General features: G+C 25.7%; 19 protein-coding genes. 6 read left to right on the top strand and 13 right to left on the bottom strand.

The genetic code is table 11. The features are described from left to right. Nucleotides 1–31 precede the first annotated feature (31 nt). From mraY to UAT33_01060, 11 genes are all read right to left on the bottom strand, one after another. Nucleotides 32–1,111: a phospho-N-acetylmuramoyl-pentapeptide-transferase gene (gene mraY / locus UAT33_01010; protein XBC44032.1), complete on the bottom strand. Its 1,080-nt coding sequence runs from the start codon at nt 1,109–1,111 to the stop codon at nt 32–34. Continuing rightward, complete coding sequence (gene murF / locus UAT33_01015) at nt 1,092–2,480, bottom strand: UDP-N-acetylmuramoyl-tripeptide--D-alanyl-D-alanine ligase (protein XBC44033.1); 1,389 nt, start codon at nt 2,478–2,480, stop codon at nt 1,092–1,094. Before murF ends, mraY begins: the two co-directional genes overlap by 20 nt. A 5-nt stretch (nt 2,481–2,485) precedes the next feature. After that, a complete protein-coding gene (locus UAT33_01020) occupies nt 2,486–3,745 on the bottom strand; it encodes a UDP-N-acetylmuramoyl-L-alanyl-D-glutamate--2,6-diaminopimelate ligase (protein XBC44100.1) in 1,260 nt (419 codons plus the stop codon). Next, nucleotides 3,742–3,966, bottom strand: a complete 225-nt coding sequence (locus UAT33_01025) for a Mur ligase domain-containing protein (protein ID XBC44034.1) — start codon at nt 3,964–3,966, stop codon at nt 3,742–3,744. The genes UAT33_01020 and UAT33_01025 overlap by 4 nt, the downstream gene beginning before the upstream one ends. Before the next feature lie 22 nt (nt 3,967–3,988). Then, nucleotides 3,989–5,356 (bottom strand): penicillin-binding transpeptidase domain-containing protein, encoded by a 1,368-nt coding sequence (locus UAT33_01030; GenBank protein XBC44035.1) that lies wholly within the window; start codon nt 5,354–5,356, stop codon nt 3,989–3,991. 35 nt (nt 5,357–5,391) lie between these two features. Further along, entirely contained in the window at nt 5,392–5,703 is a 312-nt protein-coding gene (locus UAT33_01035) for a hypothetical protein (GenBank protein XBC44036.1), read from the bottom strand. 34 nt (nt 5,704–5,737) lie between these two features. Then, nucleotides 5,738–6,052: a cell division protein FtsL gene (gene ftsL / locus UAT33_01040; protein XBC44037.1), complete on the bottom strand. Its 315-nt coding sequence runs from the start codon at nt 6,050–6,052 to the stop codon at nt 5,738–5,740. A gap of 4 nt (nt 6,053–6,056) precedes the next feature. Then, nucleotides 6,057–6,989, bottom strand: coding sequence for a 16S rRNA (cytosine(1402)-N(4))-methyltransferase RsmH (gene rsmH / locus UAT33_01045; GenBank protein ID XBC44038.1), 933 nt, complete (start codon nt 6,987–6,989; stop codon nt 6,057–6,059). A gap of 164 nt (nt 6,990–7,153) precedes the next feature. Next, the gene (gene ilvN, locus UAT33_01050; protein ID XBC44039.1) at nt 7,154–7,633 is read right to left on the bottom strand and encodes an acetolactate synthase small subunit; all 480 of its coding nucleotides are present in this window, start codon (nt 7,631–7,633) and stop codon (nt 7,154–7,156) included. Beyond that, nucleotides 7,630–9,360, bottom strand: a complete 1,731-nt coding sequence (gene ilvB, locus UAT33_01055; GenBank protein XBC44101.1) for a biosynthetic-type acetolactate synthase large subunit — start codon at nt 9,358–9,360, stop codon at nt 7,630–7,632. The genes ilvN and ilvB overlap by 4 nt, the downstream gene beginning before the upstream one ends. A gap of 245 nt (nt 9,361–9,605) precedes the next feature. Then, on the bottom strand, nt 9,606–10,556 hold the full coding sequence (locus UAT33_01060; protein XBC44040.1) for an FAD:protein FMN transferase: 951 nt from the start codon (nt 10,554–10,556) through the stop codon (nt 9,606–9,608). A 405-nt stretch (nt 10,557–10,961) separates the two neighbouring features. On the opposite strand from UAT33_01060, the gene UAT33_01065 reads away from it, so the two are divergent. Further along, nucleotides 10,962–12,347 (top strand): Do family serine endopeptidase, encoded by a 1,386-nt coding sequence (locus UAT33_01065; GenBank protein XBC44102.1) that lies wholly within the window; start codon nt 10,962–10,964, stop codon nt 12,345–12,347. Nucleotides 12,348–12,458: 111 nt separating this feature from the next. On the opposite strand, the gene dapD is transcribed toward UAT33_01065, so the two are convergent. Beyond that, nucleotides 12,459–13,283 carry a 2,3,4,5-tetrahydropyridine-2,6-dicarboxylate N-succinyltransferase gene (gene dapD / locus UAT33_01070; protein ID XBC44041.1) on the bottom strand — a complete coding sequence of 275 codons (825 nt, stop codon included), beginning with the start codon at nt 13,281–13,283 and terminating at the stop codon, nt 12,459–12,461. A gap of 91 nt (nt 13,284–13,374) precedes the next feature. Further along, a complete protein-coding gene (gene map, locus UAT33_01075) occupies nt 13,375–14,175 on the bottom strand; it encodes a type I methionyl aminopeptidase (protein XBC44042.1) in 801 nt (266 codons plus the stop codon). Between the two features lie 271 nt (nt 14,176–14,446). Between map and rpsB the strand changes: the two genes are divergently transcribed. The 5 genes from rpsB to ispC all read left to right on the top strand — a co-directional run bounded on the left by rpsB (nt 14,447) and on the right by ispC (nt 18,798). Then, complete coding sequence (rpsB, locus tag UAT33_01080) at nt 14,447–15,154, top strand: 30S ribosomal protein S2 (GenBank protein ID XBC44043.1); 708 nt, start codon at nt 14,447–14,449, stop codon at nt 15,152–15,154. Nucleotides 15,155–15,188: 34 nt separating this feature from the next. Further along, nucleotides 15,189–16,004: a translation elongation factor Ts gene (tsf, locus tag UAT33_01085; GenBank protein XBC44044.1), complete on the top strand. Its 816-nt coding sequence runs from the start codon at nt 15,189–15,191 to the stop codon at nt 16,002–16,004. 152 nt (nt 16,005–16,156) lie between these two features. Continuing rightward, nucleotides 16,157–16,888 carry a UMP kinase gene (gene pyrH, locus UAT33_01090; GenBank protein ID XBC44045.1) on the top strand — a complete coding sequence of 244 codons (732 nt, stop codon included), beginning with the start codon at nt 16,157–16,159 and terminating at the stop codon, nt 16,886–16,888. A gap of 93 nt (nt 16,889–16,981) precedes the next feature. Continuing rightward, nucleotides 16,982–17,539: a ribosome recycling factor gene (gene frr / locus UAT33_01095; GenBank protein XBC44046.1), complete on the top strand. Its 558-nt coding sequence runs from the start codon at nt 16,982–16,984 to the stop codon at nt 17,537–17,539. Nucleotides 17,540–17,601: 62 nt separating this feature from the next. Then, on the top strand, nt 17,602–18,798 hold the full coding sequence (gene ispC, locus UAT33_01100) for a 1-deoxy-D-xylulose-5-phosphate reductoisomerase (protein XBC44047.1): 1,197 nt from the start codon (nt 17,602–17,604) through the stop codon (nt 18,796–18,798). The last annotated feature ends 38 nt before the right edge of the window (nt 18,799–18,836 follow it).

Consider the following 18,836-nt stretch of genomic DNA (forward strand, 5'->3'; position numbering starts at 1 on the left):
TTAATATTTTTTTTTATTATAATTATACATTTTAATGGACCTTAAATATTAAAATAAGACCTAATAGTGTAAATATTAAAGAAATAATCCATACTCGTACTATCAATCTTGGTTCTGGACAATCCTGTAATTCATAATGATGGTGTATGGGTGTCATTTTAAAAAATTTTTTCTTTGTTAACTTAAAATATACTATTTGGATAATTACTGATAAAGCTTCGATAACAAAAATTCCACTCATAACACAAAATATTATTTCTTGGTGCAATAATATTGCTATAATTCCTATTACTCCTCCTAAAGGTAGAGATCCAATGTCTCCCATAAAAATTTTTGCTGGATAAGTATTAAACCATAAAAATCCCAATCCTGATCCTATTATAGCTGAACAAAAAATCGTTAATTCGCTAATGTTAGGTATATATATAATATTAAAATATTGTGCATAATGTAAATTTCCAGAAATTAATGATAATATATATAGTCCTAAAGTTACGAAAATTATAGGAACAATTGCTAATCCATCTAATCCATCTGTTAAGTTTACAGAATTGCTAGTACCTACTAATATTAAATATGATAAAAATACATGTATTATACCAATATTTATTGTAATATTTTTATTCATTGGATAAATAACTTGAAGAATGAAGTTATTTTGGTTATCATAATAAATTATGATTATAGAAATAATTGAAATTACAGATAGAAATAAAAATTTCCATTTAGATGGTAATCCAGTAGATGTTTTAAAGTAAACTTTTCTATAATCATCTATAAATCCTACTAACCCGAATCCTATTAAAATTATTAATGTGTACCAAATATATATATTTGATAGATTAGACCATAATGTAATAGATATAGTAATAGATAATAATATTAGTATTCCTCCCATAGTAGGTATATTTTTTTTATTATAATGAGTTTTTGGACCACAATTTCGAATAGTTTGATAAATTTTGTTTTTTTTTAAAATTTTAATTAAATATAATCCAAAGATTAGAGAAAAAAATAATGATGTAAACAAACTAATAATAGAGAAATAGATTAAGTATGGTAATTTGTTAAAATTTTCGCAAAAAAAATATTTAATAAAAAGTGTGATCATGATTATATTCCTGAACTAATTTATTTACTATTATTTCTAATTTTTCACTTCTAGATCCTTTTATTAAGATCGCTATTTTTTTATGTAAATATATTTTTTTAAATAGATTATTCATTAGTTCATTTAATGAAGTATAATGTTTTCCTTTTTTACTATTTATACTTATTTCTTTACTTAGTTTTCCAATACTCATAACTTCATTTATTTTAGAAGCATGCATAGTTTTTCCAATTATTTGATGATATAAAATATTCATTTTTCCAAGTTCGGACATATCGCCAGCAATAAAAATTGTGTGACCTGGCATATTTTCTAAAACTTTAATTGCTGCTGTCATTGATCCAACATTAGAGTTGTAGGTATCATTGATAACAATTTTGTGTTTATTTAATTTAATAACTTCTAATCTTCCACAAATCTTTGGAATTTTAGATAGCCCAAGTTGAATAAATTTTAAAGGAATTTTTAACGCTACTGCTATAGCGGTTGCAGCTAGAGCATTAGAAACATTGTGTAGTCCTAATAGAGGTATATTAACATTTATCTTTCCATATGGAGAATGTAACAAAAAAGAAGAACCTGTATCACTTAAAGAAATATTACTTGCAAATAGTTGACTTTTTTTATTAATTGAAAACCAAATTATATTTCTATCTTTTATTTTTTTTTTCCATTGTTTCCAGCAATGGCTATCTGCATTTAATATAGCTGTACCTGTTTTAGGTAGTCCAAAAAAAATTTCTTGTTTTGCTTTAGAGACCCCCAGCAAAGATCCAAATCCGTCTAAATGTGAATGATAAATGTTATTTATTAATACAATATTAGGTCTGGTTAATTTAGTTGCGTATAAAATTTCTTTGAAATTATTTGCTCCAATTTCAATTATAGCGTATTTATGTAATAAATTGAGATTTAGTAGAGTTAGTGAAACTCCAATATTATTATTTAAATTTTGAAATGTTGATAAAGTTTTTCCACAAGTTTTAAATATAGTAGTAGCTATTTCCTTAACAGATGTTTTTCCAGATGACCCAGTCAAAGCAATAATTTTAGCATTACTTTGTGTTCTAACCCATAGTGCTATTTTTCCTAAAGCTATAGTAGTGTTTTTTACAACTATTTGTGGTGTACTGATATTAAGTCTTTTTTCTAATAGTATTGCTATAGCTCCTTTTTCTATGGCTTCATGGATAAAATTATGTGCATCAAAGTTTTTTCCAATTAAAGCAATGAATAAACATTGTGGATGTATGTTTTTTGAATTAGTACTAATGGAATTGCAAATTAAATCATATTCTTTGTTAAAACTTTTATTGTGTAAAACCCCGTTTGTAATTAAACATAGTTGCTTTAGAGATACTGAAATCATATCTATTATTCCAATAGTTGTTTAATTGTTACATGATCAGAAAAATAATAAATTTTATTTTTTATAATTTGGTATTCTTCATGACCTTTCCCTAAAATAACAATATAATCATCAACATTAGCATGGGTTATAGAAAATTGAATTGCTTTTTTTCGGTTTAATATAATGTGAATATTTTTTTTGTGTTGACATCCTTTTAAAATGTCTCTAATGATTTCTATTGGGTTTTCATTTCTGGGATTATCATTAGTTAGAATTATTGTATCAGCTATATTTTCAGCCATTCTTCCCATTAAGGATCGTTTTGATTTATCTCTATCTCCTCCACATCCAAAAACGCACCATATTTTATTACGACATATTTTTCGAATAGATTGTAATGCATTTTTAAAAGCATCTTCATTATGTGCATAATCAATTACAATAAATGGTTTATTTGGAGTTTTAAAAATTTGCATTCTTCCATGAACATTTGTTATTTTTTTGCATGTATTTACTAAGCGATCAAATGGATATCCTAGTTCTAATAAAGCAGCTAGAGCTAATAGCAAATTGATAATATTAAAATGTCCAATTAATTTACTTTTTAATACTCCTTGCCCCCAACTAGATTTAAAATAAATATAATTTATATGTGTATTATGTATAATATGATATGAATGAATCCATTTCTTAAAAGACAAACAATTAAAATTTTTGTTTATACTTACTGCAATAACTTTTTTTTTATTTAACATTTTAACTAGATTGTTTCCAGTACAATCATCTATGTTTATTATGAATTTTTTTATTTTGTTTTGAGTAAAAAAATTTAATTTTGCTTGTATGTAGCTTTTTACAGTTTTGTGATAATCTAAATGATCTGATGTAACGTTTGTGAGTATTGCTATAGAAAAACGTAATTTTGATATTCTATTTTGTACGATTCCATGCGAAGAAACTTCCATAGCAATTGTTCTGATATTATTAATTGACATTTCATGTAAAAATTTTTGTATATTTATAGAAGATTCAGTTGTATTTTTAGATGGTTTTAGATTATTATATATTCCATTTCCTAAAGTACTCATAATTCCTATTTTGTAGTTTAATAGATGACCCCATTGAGAAATAATGTTGGTTACAGTGCTCTTTCCATTAGTTCCAGTAATTCCGATAAGTGTTAAATTTGTATTAATTTTATAATATCTACTTGATATTTCAAATAAATATTTAGATAATTTAAAAAAACTAATTATTGGAATATCATTTTTTATATATATTATATTTCCATGATTTTCTTTTTTTTTGTTTCATAGAGGATAGCTTTTGCTCCATTTTTGATAGCTTTTTTAATAAAAATCTTTCCATGATATTTAGTTCCTTGTAGAGCAAAAAATAAATTTCCTGAAGTTGCTTCTTTGCTATTGGATGTTATTCCAGTTATTTTATGTGATTTCATTATGTTTATCCAAGGTTTTAATAAATTTTTTAAATTTTGTTTCATGTTTTTATCCGTAGTTTATATTTTAGTAAATGTGTAAATTATCAGGTTTTACATTAATTGTTCTCAATACAAAACCCATAATTGAACTAAATACTGGAGCAGATATTGTTCCTCCGTAATAATTTCCTGCTCTCGGGTCATTAATCATGACAACTAAGGCAAATTGTGGGTTACTAATAGGAGCAATTCCTACAGCATAAGCAACGTATCGATTGATATATTTTCCATTTAAATCAGTTTTTTTTGCAGTTCCTGTTTTCACTGCTACTTTGTATCCTTTAATTGCTGCTTTTACTCCTACACCTCCTGGTTCAGTAACTGATTCAAGCATATTCAAAACAATTTTTACTAAAGGTTTAGAGAATATTTGTGTTCCATTAATTTTTTTGTTGATTTTAATTATAGACAGTGGTTTGTATAATCCATATCTACCAATAATTGTATAAACATTAGCTAGTTGTAGTGGGGTAACCATTAATCCATATCCAAAAGAAAATGTTGCTTTATCTAGATTAGTCCAATATTTTTTTTTTGGATATTTTCCACTTTTTTCTCCTATTAATCCTACATTAGTAGATTTTCCTAAACCGAATCTAGAATAAATATCGGTTAAGGCAGATGCTGGCATTGATAGTGCTAATTTTGATACACCTGTATTACTTGACTTTTTTAAAATATCAGTAATAGATAATTTTTCATGGTATGACACATCGTGTATTGTATGTTTATTTATTGTAAATGGAGTGGTATCGACTATAGATTGTGGAGTTATTATTTTTTTTTGCAAAGCTTTCATAATTACCATAGGTTTAACTGTAGATCCAGGCTCAAATATATCAGTAATAGCTTTATTACGAATTAATTCCATAGATACTTTTTTTAGGTTATTTGGATTATAAGTAGGACTGTTAACCATAGCTAGGATTTCTCCAGTTTTAATATTAGTTAAAATAGCTGTTCCAGATTGGGCTTTATTGAAGTTAACAGCATGACTTAATTCTCGATATATTATCGTTTGTAGTTTTATATCTATACTTAAATTTATATCGTGTGGTATACTTTTTTTAATTAATGAAATATTTTCAACAACATTTCCAAATTTGTCTGTTCTTATTTTTCTCTTACCTGGAGTGCCTGTAAGAATTGTATTAAAACTTTTTTCTACTCCTTCAATTCCTATTCCATCTATATCGGTTAATCCAATTAATTGCGAAATTAATTTACCGGATGGATAATATCTTTGAAAGTCTTCAATGATATATATTCCTGGTAAATGTAGTGTTTTTATGTATTCTCCAATTTCTGGACTTACTTTTCGAGCTAAGTATGTAAACCTACTATTTTTAAAATGATTAATTTTGTATATAATTTTTTTTAAAGGAATAGACAATACTTGTGATAATGCTTCCCACTTTTTATTTATAATTATTTTTTTTTTAGAAAAAATAGTTTTGGATCAATACAAATAGTGTTTGCAGGTATACTTAATGCTAATAAATTTCCTGATCTATCTCTAATTATTCCTCTTGAATTTGGTTCTAATTGTGTTCTAAATGATCGTGTGTCACCTTCTTGTGTTAGTTGCTTAGCTTTAAATAATTGTAATATAGTTATTTTAAATAAGGTTATAGCAATAGAAAAAATAATTATACTAAATAAAATGATAAGTCGATTATTAAATTTATAATTTTTTTGTCGAAAGTGCGTAAATTTTTTGTTATAAATGATGTACTTCATAAGCGTGAAAACTTCCTAATATATAGGTAGAGGGCTATTGTAAAATAATATTCTCTTGAGATGGATCAAGAAACGTCATATTCAATTTTTCTATAGCATATTTTTCAATCCTGCTATGAGAAGTTAATAAAATTTTTTCTAATATTAAATTATTCCATTCTGTTTTTATCCTTTTTTCAACCGTATTTAATTGTTCTTCTTGTGAAATTAATAATCTTGTTTTATGAATTATAGTAACTATTGATATTGCAGAAATTGTAATCATTAGTAGTAAAATTAACACTTTTTTATGAATTGTCATTAAATCATTTAAAATTATTTTAGATAAAGTATAAGTATCATTTTTCATTGGTTCATCGCTTTTCAGAAATCCTCAAAATTGCACTACGTGATTTTGGATTATTTTTAACTTCGGTTTCTGTTGGTATAATTTTATTAATAATTTTTAATGATATTTTTTTTAAATTACATATTTGTACTTCATTTATAGCTATTCCAGTTGGAATAAATGGATATTTACTATTTTTAATTAGAAAGTTTTTAACTATTCGATCTTCAAGTGAATGAAAGCTAATAATTGCTAAACGACCTCCGGGAGCTAATATTTTTAGTGCATATTTTAAAGCTTTTTTAAGTTCAATAAGTTCTTCATTAATATGTATCCTAATAGCTTGAAAGGTTTTTGTAGCAGGATTTTTATTACGTTTTGGAACGATATGTTTTATAATATTAACTAATTCATTTGTATTAGTAATAGGTTTAATTTTATTTTGATAAACAATGCTTTTAGCTATCTTTTTTGCGAAGCGTTCTTCTCCAAATTCATATAATACTTTTGAAATAGATTTTACGTTGGATTTTTTAAGCCATTCTGATGCTGTAATTCCCTCGTTTGGGTTCATACGCATGTCCAGTGGTCCATTTAGTAAGAAAGAAAAACCTCTATTAGAATTTTTAATCTGAATAGATGATACTCCTAAATCTAGGAGTATTCCATCAACTTTTTTCTTTAATGACATCTTTTGAAAATTTTTTAAAACATTAGAAAAATTTCCTGGAATAACTTGCATTCTACGATCTTGTATTGTACGCGCTATATTAATAGAAAATGGATCTTTATCAATAGCATATAGTTTACCTTTTTGATCTAGTTTTTTTAAAATTTCTTTTGAATGCCCTCCGCATCCAAATGTACAATCAATATATATTCCGCCTTTTTTTATGTTTAAATATTTAATTGTTTCTGTTTTTAAAACAGGAATATGAGTATAATGTATAAAGTTCATAATTTTAACTTAATATTGTTTTTTTAATTATATGCTTTTTAATATCTTAAAAACGAATATTTTAGTATAACTTAAACTATAAGATATATATTTATTATATTCAAAATTTTGTTTTATAGTTTAAAAATTTATTAGTCATTTTAGTTAAACGCAAATTATAATAATTAATTTCTAGAAATGCTTATAATTCCTGAGCGAGAAATTTCAATAATTTCAGATATATCTCGTATAACTGCTAAATATGAGTCTAATTTATTGCTAGTTCCAGATAGTTGTACGGTATAATGTAAAGATGTTACGTTTACTATTATTCCTTGAAAAATGTCCGTAATTTGTTTAAGTTCTTTTCGGGTATTACTTGTAATACTTTTAATCTTAATTAGTATAATTTCTCGTTCTAAGTAATTTTCGTATTCTATTTCGGTAACTTGTAAGACGTCTATTAATTTGTGCAACTGTTTTTCAATTTGTTCAATTACTTTTTCGTCTCCCTTAGTTTGTATTGTCATTTTAGATAAGGATGGATCTTCTGTTGGTGCTACTGTGATGCTGTCTATGTTATATCCTCTTTGTGAGAATAAGCCTATTACTCTTGATAATGATCCAGATTCATTTTCTAACAAAATAGATATAATTCTTTTCATACAGAATATTTGTCATTTTTTCTTAATAGCATACTATTCATTCCACCATCACGAATTTGCATAGGATATACGTGTTCAGAAGCATCAATAGTTATGTCAATAAAAACTAAATGTCCTTTATTTAATTGTTCTAAAGAAAATTTTAATTTTGTTTCTAGATCCTTAGGATTACTAATCGAAATTCCTATATGACCATATGATTCAGCTAATTTAACAAAATTTGGAAGTGATTTCATATAAGAATGAGAATGTCGACCTGAATAAATTATATCTTGCCATTGTTTTACCATTCCTAAAGATCTATTATTTAAATTTAATATTAATATTGGTAATTTATATTGCATAGCTGTAGATAACTCTTGAATGTTCATTTGAATACTGCCATCACCAGTAATACAAATAACAGTTTCTTTTGGAAGCGCTAATTTAACTCCTAATGCTGCTGGTAATCCAAAACCCATGGTTCCTAAACCACCTGAGTTAATCCATCTTCTAGGTTTACAAAAAGGGTAATATAACGCTGCAAACATTTGATGTTGTCCTACATCTGATGTAATATAAGCTTTTCCTTGAGTTAATTTCCAAATAGTTTTGATAACACTTTGTGGTTTAATATTTAGATCATTTTTATTGAATCGTAAGCTTTTGACATTTTTCCAATTATTAATCTTTATCCACCATTTTTTTAAACAATAAAATTCTTTTACAAACATATTATCGTCTATAAATTGTAGCATTTGTTTTAAGATATATTTTGCATTTCCTATAATTGGAATATGTGCAGTAATAGTTTTTGATATAGATGTAGGATCAATGTCGATATGTATAATTATGGCATTTGGACAATATTTGTCAACGTTATTAGTAGTTCTATCATCAAATCTTACTCCAATTGCTAAAATTGTATCTGAATTATGCATAGCCATATTAGCTTCATAAGTACCATGCATTCCTAACATTTGAAGGTTTTGAGGATGATTTCCAGGAAATGCTCCTAGAGCCATTAATGAAGTAGTAACTGGAATATTTAATTTTTCGGCAAATATTTTTAGTTCATTATAACTATTTGAACTAATAACTCCTCCTCCTGCATAAATAATAGGTTGTTTTGCTAATTTTAAAGTATCAATAGCTTTTTTTATTTGTTTAAGATTTCCTTTAATTATTGGATTATAAGATCGTATACTTACTTCGGTAGGCCATACATATGGTTTTTTGTTAAGTGGATTGAGAATATCTTTTGGAAGATCGATAACAATTGGACCAGGACGACCACTCGATGCTAACCAAAATGCTTTTTTAAAGGTAATAGGAATATCTTCTGTTTTTTTTACTAAAAAACTATGCTTAACTATTGGTCGTGAAATTCCTATCATGTCACATTCTTGAAATGCATCATAACCTATTAGATAAGATGCTACTTGTCCTGATATTATTACTATAGGAATAGAATCCATATATGCTGTGGCAATGCCTGTAATAGCGTTAGTTGCACCAGGACCGGAAGTAACTAGAACTACTCCAACTTTTCCAGTAGCTCGCGCATATCCATCAGCCATATGAGTTGCTCCTTGTTCATGTCGTACTAGAATATGTTTAATTTTATTAGTAGATTTTAAAGAATCATATATATCTAGTACTGCCCCTCCGGGATATCCAAAGATATGTTTAATACCTTGGTCGATCAGTGATTGAATAACCATTTCAGATCCTGATAACATTTCCATTTTTTCTCCAATTACTGCTTTCATATTTATTTCAGATATATTTTATGCATATAAGTTGTATATATTTCAAAATTTTTATTTAAAAGATAAGTTCACTTTTATTTTCCACTATAAATGTAATATGAATTTATGATGTTAAATTTTAATTTATTGATTTATGATAAAATGTTTGTTTTTAAATGTAAATCGATATGTTTTAGTTTTATATTTAGAAATATTTTTTAACAATGTATTTTTTAAGTATTTTATATAATTTTTGTTAAAGATGAACGAAATTTAGGTGAAACCCATGTAAATAAAGTAGATTTATATTTTTTTATTAAACACACGGCTAATTTTTCTTTGATAGCAAGTTTTTTAGCTTGTTCAAAACCTAATATCATTAAACCTGTGTCCCATGCATCTGATTCTAATGCTGATTTTGCAATTACACTAACTGAAACTAAATTTGTATCAGAAGGTTGTCCTGTAATAGGATTAAGTAAATGTACAATTTTTTTTCCTTCTAAATAGTAATAATTTCTATATGTTCCTGATGTACTAATAGCATCATTGTATAACTTTACAATCATATGGATTTTAAATTCTGAGTCAATTGGTTTTTGAATGGCAATTATTTTAGGGTTAGATAAGTTATTTTTAGTATGAGTAACGATCGCACCTCCGACTGAAATAGTATAATCTTTTATTCCTTTTTTTTGTAATAGTTTTCCTAAATGATCTGCAATAAAGCCTTCTCCTAAGGTTGATAAATCTAATACTACGTTTTTTATATTTTTTTTGAGATAATACTTTTCATTTTTTTTACTAAGTGTTATATGTTTTAATCCTGTTAATGCAAGAGCGTGTTTGATTATTGGTGGCTTTGGAGTAAAATTTGGGAGTTTTTTTGGCCCAAAACCCCATATATTTACTAATGTTCCTATAGTAATATCTAAAGCATTAGATGTTTTTTTTCCTATTAATAAAGCTGTTTGAATAACTTTTGCTAAGTTTTTACTAATATGTTTAGGAATAGTACTTTGATAATTATTAAATTTTGAAATACTAGAGTTTTGTTCCCAAAAAGATAGTTCTTGGTTATCATTATCAAGTTGCGTTTTAATTTCTTTTATTAATATTTTTTTATCTATGTTCTTGGTAAGAAAATTTATCTTCCATATTGTTCCCATAGTTTTTCCAGATAAATAAACCATTTTATAGTGTTCTGTTGTATATATATTTATGTGTAATAATATAAGTAAAAAAAAAATGTATTCTTAAATAATATTTTCACTGTTTTCGCATGTTTTATAATAAATTTTATATTAATATGTATGGTACGTATGATAACTTTTAAAACACAAAACAAAATTGATAAGTAAAAGTTTTAATTAACATTGTTTAATTTGTTATTGTATTTCATAAAATGTTAGTTTCTATATTGTATACTAACATATATAACTTTATTTATTTTTATGCTCTATATATATTTATTGCGACATATTGTGTTGTCGTATTGAATTATAATAGTAAATATGGTTTTCATTAAAATTGTACTGTAGATTCAATTTTAATTTAAATATGAGAAAAAAATGAAAATTATAAAATTAGCAGTACAAATGTTTTCTTTATTAACTGTTTTATTTTTAAATGTAGGTTTTTCTTGGAATTCGTCCCCGTCTTTAAATAATTCTATACGTTTAGAATCTATAAATCCAAGTTTAGCTCCAATGTTAGAAAAAGTTATGCCTTCTGTAGTAAGTATAAATATTGAAGGTAGCACTGTTGTTCGGAATTCTTATACTCCTCATGGGTTCCAATCGTTTTTTGGAAACCTTTCTTTATTTTGTAAAAAAGAATTATCATTAAAAGCATTTCCGATATGCCAGGAAAAATTTCGTGCATTAGGATCAGGAGTAATTATTGATTCGAAAAAAGGATATGTAGTAACTAATAATCATGTTATTGATCATGCTAGTAAAATTCAAGTTCAGTTAAGTAATGGAAGTCAGTATAATGCTAAAATAGTTGGTAGAGACCCTCATTTTGATATAGCTTTAATTCAACTAGATGAAAGTGAACATTTGCAAGAAATAAAATTTTCTGATTCTAATTCGTTAAGGGTAGGAGATTATGTTATTGCAATTGGTAATCCTTTTGGATTAGGTGAAACTGTTACTTCAGGAATTGTTTCTGCATTAAATCGTAACGGATTAAATATTGAAAATTATGAAAATTTTATTCAGACTGATGCAGCTATTAATAAAGGTAACTCTGGGGGCGCATTAGTTAATTTAAAAGGAGAATTAATTGGAATTAATACTGCAATTTTAGCTCCAGAAGGTGGAAACATTGGAATAGGATTCGCGATTCCAGCTAATATAGTTAAAAGTTTAATTAATCAAATGATAACTTATGGTCAAGTTCATCGCAATGAATTAGGTATTATGGGTACAGAGTTAAATTCCGATTTAGCTAAGGTTATGAAACTTAGTGTAAATAAAGGAGCGTTTATTAGTCGAGTTTTATCGAAATCGTCTGCCGATATTGCAGGAATACAGCCAGGTGATGTAATTGTATCTTTAAATAAAAAACCAATTTTTAGTTTTTTGGAATTACGTGCTGAAATTGCTTCTTTACCAGCTAATACTAAAATGGAACTGGGTGTATTAAGAAATAAAAGTTTTAGATCTGTAATAGTAGAGTTAAAATTGCATGTAACAAATAAAGTTAATTCTGTTAATTTGTATTCAGAAATTGCAGGAGCTGAATTTAGTAATTACCATGTAAATGGAGAGACAAAAGGAATTTATGTTGAAAATGTTAAGAAAAATTCAGCAGCCTTTCATATTGGATTAAGAAAAGAAGATGTTATTATTGGTGTTAATAAACATTCTGTACCATCTTTAGATGTTTTTCGAAAATTACTTCGTTCAAAGCCAACAACATTAGTTTTTCATATTAAGCGTGGAAATGAAATTATATATTTAGTAATGCAAGAATAGTAATTTTAACCTACCTATAAAATAATAAACATGTTTTATTTTTAGGTAGGTTTGATATCTATTGATTTTTATAAATTTTTAAATTGAAATAAATAGATAATTTTGTATAAATTAATCAATATCCCTCAGAATTTGATTAAGTTTTATTTTTTTTAGTGTTTTTTCATCAACATTTTTAACAATAATAGCACAGTAAAGATTATAATCTCCATTTTTAGATGGTAAGCTACCTGGAACGACTACAGATCCTTTTGGAATTTTTCCATAAGAAATAGTTTTTTTATTTCTATCATATATTTTTGTACTTTGTCCAATATATACTCCCATAGAAATAACTGACCCACGTTCAACAATTACTCCTTCTACAATTTCGGATCTAGCTCCAATAAAACAATTGTCTTCTATTATTGTTGGATTATTTTGCAATGGTTCTAATACACCTCCTATTCCTACTCCTCCAGACAAATGAACGTTCTTTCCTATTTGAGCACAAGATCCAACTGTTGCCCAAGTATCTATCATCGTTCCTGAATCAATGTATGCTCCTATGTTTACAAAAGAAGGCATTATAACGGTATTTTTCCCAATAAAAGAACCATATCGAATTGATGCTGGAGGCACTATTCTTATTTCGTCTCGAACGAAGTGTTTTTCTTGATATTGTGAATATTTTAATTTTATTTTGTCGTAATACTGTATGTTATTATTGATAATAAGATGGTTTTTGTTTATACAAAAATAAAGCAGAATAGCTTTTTTTATCCATTGATGAGTAAACCAATTTTCTTCTATTTTTTCTGAAATTTTTAATATACCTTGATTTAGCATTGATAGTACTTGATTAATCGCATTGGTAATAGAAATATCAACATTTTTGAAATTTATGTTATTTTTATTTTCGAAAGTACTTTCAATTATTTTTTTTAAATTTTTCATATTAAATTATAATTTAATTTTATGTTAGTAAAAGATAATAGTTTGATTTTAATATAGACATATTTATTAATTTTCAAAATTCATATAATTTTTAGAGGCAATTATTAAATATTTTTGGTATTGTTTCTTCTTTTTGTATTGTTAACACTTCACATCCTGTTTCATTTACTAAAATAGTATGTTCATATTGTGCGGATAAGCTATTGTCTTGAGTTTGTACTGTCCATCCATCGTTCATACATTTTACTTTACAACTTCCTGAATTTACCATGGGTTCTATTGTAAATGTCATACCTGATTTTAATATTATGTCTTTACTATTGTAGTAGTTGTGATGTAGAACTTGAGGAGGTTCATGAAATTTAGTTCCTATCCCATGACCACAATATTCTCTTACAATAGAAAAATTATGTTTTTCTACATATTTTTGTATAGTTTTACCAATTTTATTTAGGTATATTCCTGGTTTTATTTCATACAATGATAAATATAAACTTTGTCTGGTTACTTCACATAACAACTTTCCTAATGGTGTTGGGTTTCCAACAAAAAACATTTTAGATGCATCTCCATAGTATTGATTTTTGATAATTGCAACATCAATATTAACAATATCTCCACATTGCAATTTATTTTTGTAATTAGGAATACCATGACAAACAACGTTATTAACAGAAATACAAATAGATTTAGGAAATCCATGATATCCTAAACAAGCTGGTTTTGCTTGTTGTTGATTGATTATATAATTATGACAAATAGAATCTAATTCTCCTGTAGAAATATCAGGTTCAATATATTGTTCAATCATTTCCAAAACTTCTGCTACTAGTTTGCTTACTGCTCGCATTTTTTGTATTTCATTTTGTTTTTTAATAGAAATAGTACTCATAGTATTTATATATTAGTTTTTATATATGTAATTATAAGTGTTTTTAAAAGAATATATATTATTAGATAATTATATCATTTAACACAAGTGTGTTTTATTATTTTGATAGAAAATTAATTTTTTGATATATTTAGAACTATTTTAATATTTTCATTCATATATGCTATCTTATAAATTTATTGCCAAAATATTTTACAGATATAGAGTATTATAAAAAATATTTTAATAATTAGATAAATTTTAAGTTCTTCAATTATTTATGGAGTTGTTTATGTCTACTGTGTCAATGAAAGATATGTTAAAAGCAGGTGTGCATTTTGGACATCAAACTCGTTATTGGAATCCAAAAATGAAATCTTTTATTTTTGGATCAAAAAATAAAGTGCATATCATAAATTTAGAAATAACTCTTCCAATGTTTAATCTTGCTTTATCTGAATTAAAAAAAATTGTATCAAAAAAAGGAAAAATACTATTTGTTGGTACAAAAAAAGCAGCTAGTTCAATAGTTAAAAATTCTGCAATATCATGTGAACAATTTTATGTTAATCATCGTTGGTTGGGTGGTATGTTAACAAATTGGAAAACAGTTCGTCAGTCTATAAAAAAATTAAAGGATTTAGAATTACAATCTAAAGACGGAACTTTTAATAAATTGACTAAAAAGGAAGCATTGTTGCGTATGCGAGCATTGTCTAAATTAGAAAATAGTTTAGGTGGAATTAAAGACATGGGAGGTTTACCTGATGCGTTATTTATTATAGATGCAGAGCATGAAAAAATAGCTATTAGGGAGGCAAATAACTTAGAAATTCCAGTATTTTCTATAGTAGATACTAATTCTAATCCTGATGGAGTAGATTTTGTCATTCCTGGTAATGATGATGCTATAAGAGCAATTAATTTGTATTTAAGTTCTGTTTCCCAAACTATTTTAGAGTGTCATCGTGGTAATCAAGTATATGAGAATAGTATTTAATAATTAAAATATTGAAAATTTATTAGGGAATTTGATGAAAAACATTACAACACTTTTAATAAAAAAGTTACGTATTAAAACTGGAGCTGGGGTAATTGATTGTAAAAAAGCATTAATAAAAACACAGGGAGACATAGAAAAATCTATTGATTTTCTTAGAAAATTAGGAAGAATAAAAGCAGAAAAAAAACAATTATTTTCTGCTACTAATGGTGCAATATTTATTGATTATAATAGTAAGTGCGCAGCAATATTAGAATTAAATTGTGAAACTGATTTTGTTTCAAAAGAAAATAGTTTTATTTCTTTTGGAAGAGACATAATAAATTATGTTATTACTTCAGGCATACATAATAATGCATTATTACAGAAAATTTTTGAAGAAAAAAGAATTGATCTAGTTTCAAAAGTAAATGAAAATATCGTAATTCGTCGTATAGCAACATTAAATGGAAACAATATTGGAAACTATTTACATCATAATCGCATTGGTGTATTGGTACAATCCACATCATATGATAATAAAAAACTAATCAAAAACATTGCTATGCATATAGCTGCTAGTAAACCAGAATATTTGAGGTCAGACCTTATTCCTAATTATGTTATAGAAAGAGAATATAAAATACAATTAGAATTAGCTATGAAATCTAAAAAACCTGAATCTATTGTAGAAAAAATAGTTAAAGGAAGGATGATTAAATTTTCTAATGAAAAAACATTATTTGGTCAAACTTTTATTTTAGATCCTAAAAAAACTGTTGGTGATATTATTATAGAAAATAATATTGAAATAAATTCATTTATACGATTTGAATTGGGAGAATTAATTTCTAATAAACCATGTTAATAATGTATTAATAGTTATTAAAACTAATATAATGCTTTTTTAATAAACCGCCTAGTGGCGGTTATTATATCTTTTAGTTTAATAAAGTATATAATTTCATATAAATATTATGTTTATAATTTTCTCAAATTTAATTTAGTGATGATTGCAAAATGCGAAAGAAAAGTAATGAGACATTTAAATTTAAGCGTGTAGTAATAAAGTTAAGTGGTGAATCTTTGCAAGGTAACAATAAATTTGGAATAGATATCAATGAACTAAATCGTATTGTACAGGAAATAAAAAATATTATAGATTTAGGAATACAAGTAGGTATTGTCATTGGTGGAGGAAATATATTTCGGGGGAAACAATTAGTAAATTATGGTGTTGATAACATTGTTTCTGATAACGTGGGAATGTTATCTACCATTATTAACGGATTAATACTTCATGATGCTATGAATCGGATTAATATTAATGCATATTTAATGTCTTCATTTTCGGTTGATTCAATATGCGAAGTATATAATTATGAGAAAGCTATAAATTTGTTAAATAACAAATGTGTAGTAATATTTTCTGGAGGTTTAGGAAACCCATGTTTTACTACAGATTCGGCTGCTTGTTTACGTGCAATAGAAGTAAAGGCTGATATTATTTTAAAAGGGACTAAGGTAAACGGAGTTTATTCAAATGATCCTAATGAAAATTTTAATTCTATGTTATATAAGACAATTACGTATGATGAAGTATTAAATAAAGAATTAAAAGTAATGGATTTATCTGCTTTTATATTAGCACGTGATTATAAATTACCTATTTGTATTTTTAATATATATGATCCAGGAATTTTATACCGTATTATAAAAGGAGAAAAAGAAGGAACATTAATTAAATCTTGATTCTTAACATATAAATAATGTATTTAAGATATATTTGTTATAATTTACATGTTTAATATAGATACTTTTAAATAAAGTTTATAAGGAAGTTTTATGGTTGAAAATATTAAGAAGTTTACGAAAAATAAGATGGATGATTGTACAACAACGTGTATTAATCATTTTAGTACATTACGAACTGTTCAAGCATCTCCTTCAATTCTAGATTCTGTATATATAGATTATTTTGGAAAAAAAGTGCAGATCTTTAAATTAGCTAATATAGTAGTAGAAAATTTTCATACTTTAGTAATTAATTTATTTGATGTTTCTATTAAAAATAGTGTTGAAAAAGCTATTATTAATTCTGAATTAGGTTTAAATCCTATTTCTATAGGAAATGTTATAAAAGTAACATTACCCATTTTGACAGAAGAACGAAGAAAAAATTATGTAAAATTAGCAAAAAATATTGCAGAAAAAAGTCGAATTTGTATTAGAAATGTTCGTCGACATGCTAATGAAAAAATTAAATGTATTTTAAAAAATAAGTTAATTAGTCGTGATAAAGAACGAAGTTTACAAAATGAAATTCAGAAAATTACTAATGAATATATAAAAAAAATTAATAAAATTTTAGAAGATAAAGAAAATGCTTTACTTAAAATATAATATTTATTTTATTAAAACATGTTTTAAGTTTACTTTTATATTTATAGCTTTGGAAAACGATTGTGAAAAAGTTAGCAATTTTAGGTTCTACAGGATCAATTGGAGTCAATGTTTTATTAATTGTTCGCAAAAATCCTAAATTATTTAAGATCGTTTCTTTATCTGCAAACAAAAATGTTAAAAAGATGATACAACAATGTGAAATCTTTACTCCTGAATGGGCATCTCTAAAAAATTTAAAAGCAGCTAAAGAATTGAAAATTGAACTTAAAAGTAGGAATATTAAAACTCGAGTATTGTCAGGAAATAAAGCAGCTTGTATTTTAGCTAGCTTAGAATCTGTAGATTATGTGGTTTCTGCTATTGTTGGTGCTGCAGGTTTTATTTCTACGTTATATGCAATTCAATCTAGTAAAACTATATTGTTAGCAAACAAAGAATCTCTTGTTATTGGTAATAATTTTTTAATAAAAAAAGCAAAAATTCATAATGCAACTTTATTACCTATTGATAGTGAACATAGTGCTATATTTCAAAGTTTACCTGTTTACATTCAAAAAAGATTGGGATTAGTCAAGTTAAGTAAACATGGAATTAAATCTATAATCTTAACAGGTTCTGGAGGCCCTTTTTTAAATTTTCCTTTATACAAATTTGATAATATTACTCCTATTCAAGCTTGTGCACATCCTAATTGGAATATGGGAAAAAAAATTTCGGTTGATTCTGCTACAATGATGAACAAGGGATTAGAATATATTGAGGCAAAACTATTATTTCATGCTGACGATATTAAAATAGAATTGGTTATTCATCCTCAATCTATTATTCATTCTATGATTAGATATTTTGATGGTAGTATAATTGCAAATTTGTCTATTAATGATATTAAAGTTTCTATTTTATATGCAATGTTTTGGCCGAATCGTACAATGTCTGATTTACCTCATCTTAATCTTTTAAAAATAAAAAAGTTATCTTTTTTAAAACCAAATTTTAAAAAATATCCATGTTTAAAGTTAGCATTAGATGCATTTTCTAGTGGACATGCTTCTACAATAGTATTGAATGCTGCTAATGAAGTAGCTGTTTCTGAATTTTTGCATTCGAACATTAAATTTACTGATATTCACAAAGTAGTCGAATCTGCTTTAAATTCGTTATCTTATCCTAATCCTGTAGTGTATGATGAAATATTAGAAATTGATAAAATAACTCGAATTGAAACAAAAAAAATTCTGTCAAAATTTATTAAATAAAATATAGAAACAATCATTTCATTAACTCGAGATAAGGT

It is taken from the genome of Buchnera aphidicola (Floraphis choui) (assembly GCA_039830045.1).
GTDB lineage: Bacteria > Pseudomonadota > Gammaproteobacteria > Enterobacterales > Enterobacteriaceae > Buchnera_B > Buchnera_B aphidicola_AX.

Excerpts from the sequence above, each read along its gene's own strand:
- ftsL (XBC44037.1), bottom strand. The coding sequence starts at position 6,052 with ATGAAAAATGATACTTATACTTTATCTAAAATAATTTTAAATGATTTA.
- ilvB (XBC44101.1), bottom strand. The coding sequence starts at position 9,360 with ATGGAAATGTTATCAGGATCTGAAATGGTTATTCAATCACTGATCGAC.
- mraY (XBC44032.1), bottom strand. The coding sequence starts at position 1,111 with ATGATCACACTTTTTATTAAATATTTTTTTTGCGAAAATTTTAACAAA.
- dapD (XBC44041.1), bottom strand. The coding sequence starts at position 13,283 with ATGAAAAATTTAAAAAAAATAATTGAAAGTACTTTCGAAAATAAAAAT.
- murF (XBC44033.1), bottom strand. The coding sequence starts at position 2,480 with ATGATTTCAGTATCTCTAAAGCAACTATGTTTAATTACAAACGGGGTT.
- map (XBC44042.1), bottom strand. The coding sequence starts at position 14,175 with ATGAGTACTATTTCTATTAAAAAACAAAATGAAATACAAAAAATGCGA.
- UAT33_01065 (XBC44102.1), top strand. The coding sequence starts at position 10,962 with ATGTTTTCTTTATTAACTGTTTTATTTTTAAATGTAGGTTTTTCTTGG.
- UAT33_01025 (XBC44034.1), bottom strand. The coding sequence starts at position 3,966 with ATGAAACAAAATTTAAAAAATTTATTAAAACCTTGGATAAACATAATG.
- rpsB (XBC44043.1), top strand. The coding sequence starts at position 14,447 with ATGTCTACTGTGTCAATGAAAGATATGTTAAAAGCAGGTGTGCATTTT.
- frr (XBC44046.1), top strand. The coding sequence starts at position 16,982 with ATGGTTGAAAATATTAAGAAGTTTACGAAAAATAAGATGGATGATTGT.
- UAT33_01035 (XBC44036.1), bottom strand. The coding sequence starts at position 5,703 with ATGAAGTACATCATTTATAACAAAAAATTTACGCACTTTCGACAAAAA.
- rsmH (XBC44038.1), bottom strand. The coding sequence starts at position 6,989 with ATGAACTTTATACATTATACTCATATTCCTGTTTTAAAAACAGAAACA.
- ilvN (XBC44039.1), bottom strand. The coding sequence starts at position 7,633 with ATGAAAAGAATTATATCTATTTTGTTAGAAAATGAATCTGGATCATTA.
- tsf (XBC44044.1), top strand. The coding sequence starts at position 15,189 with ATGAAAAACATTACAACACTTTTAATAAAAAAGTTACGTATTAAAACT.
- UAT33_01060 (XBC44040.1), bottom strand. The coding sequence starts at position 10,556 with ATGGTTTATTTATCTGGAAAAACTATGGGAACAATATGGAAGATAAAT.
- pyrH (XBC44045.1), top strand. The coding sequence starts at position 16,157 with ATGCGAAAGAAAAGTAATGAGACATTTAAATTTAAGCGTGTAGTAATA.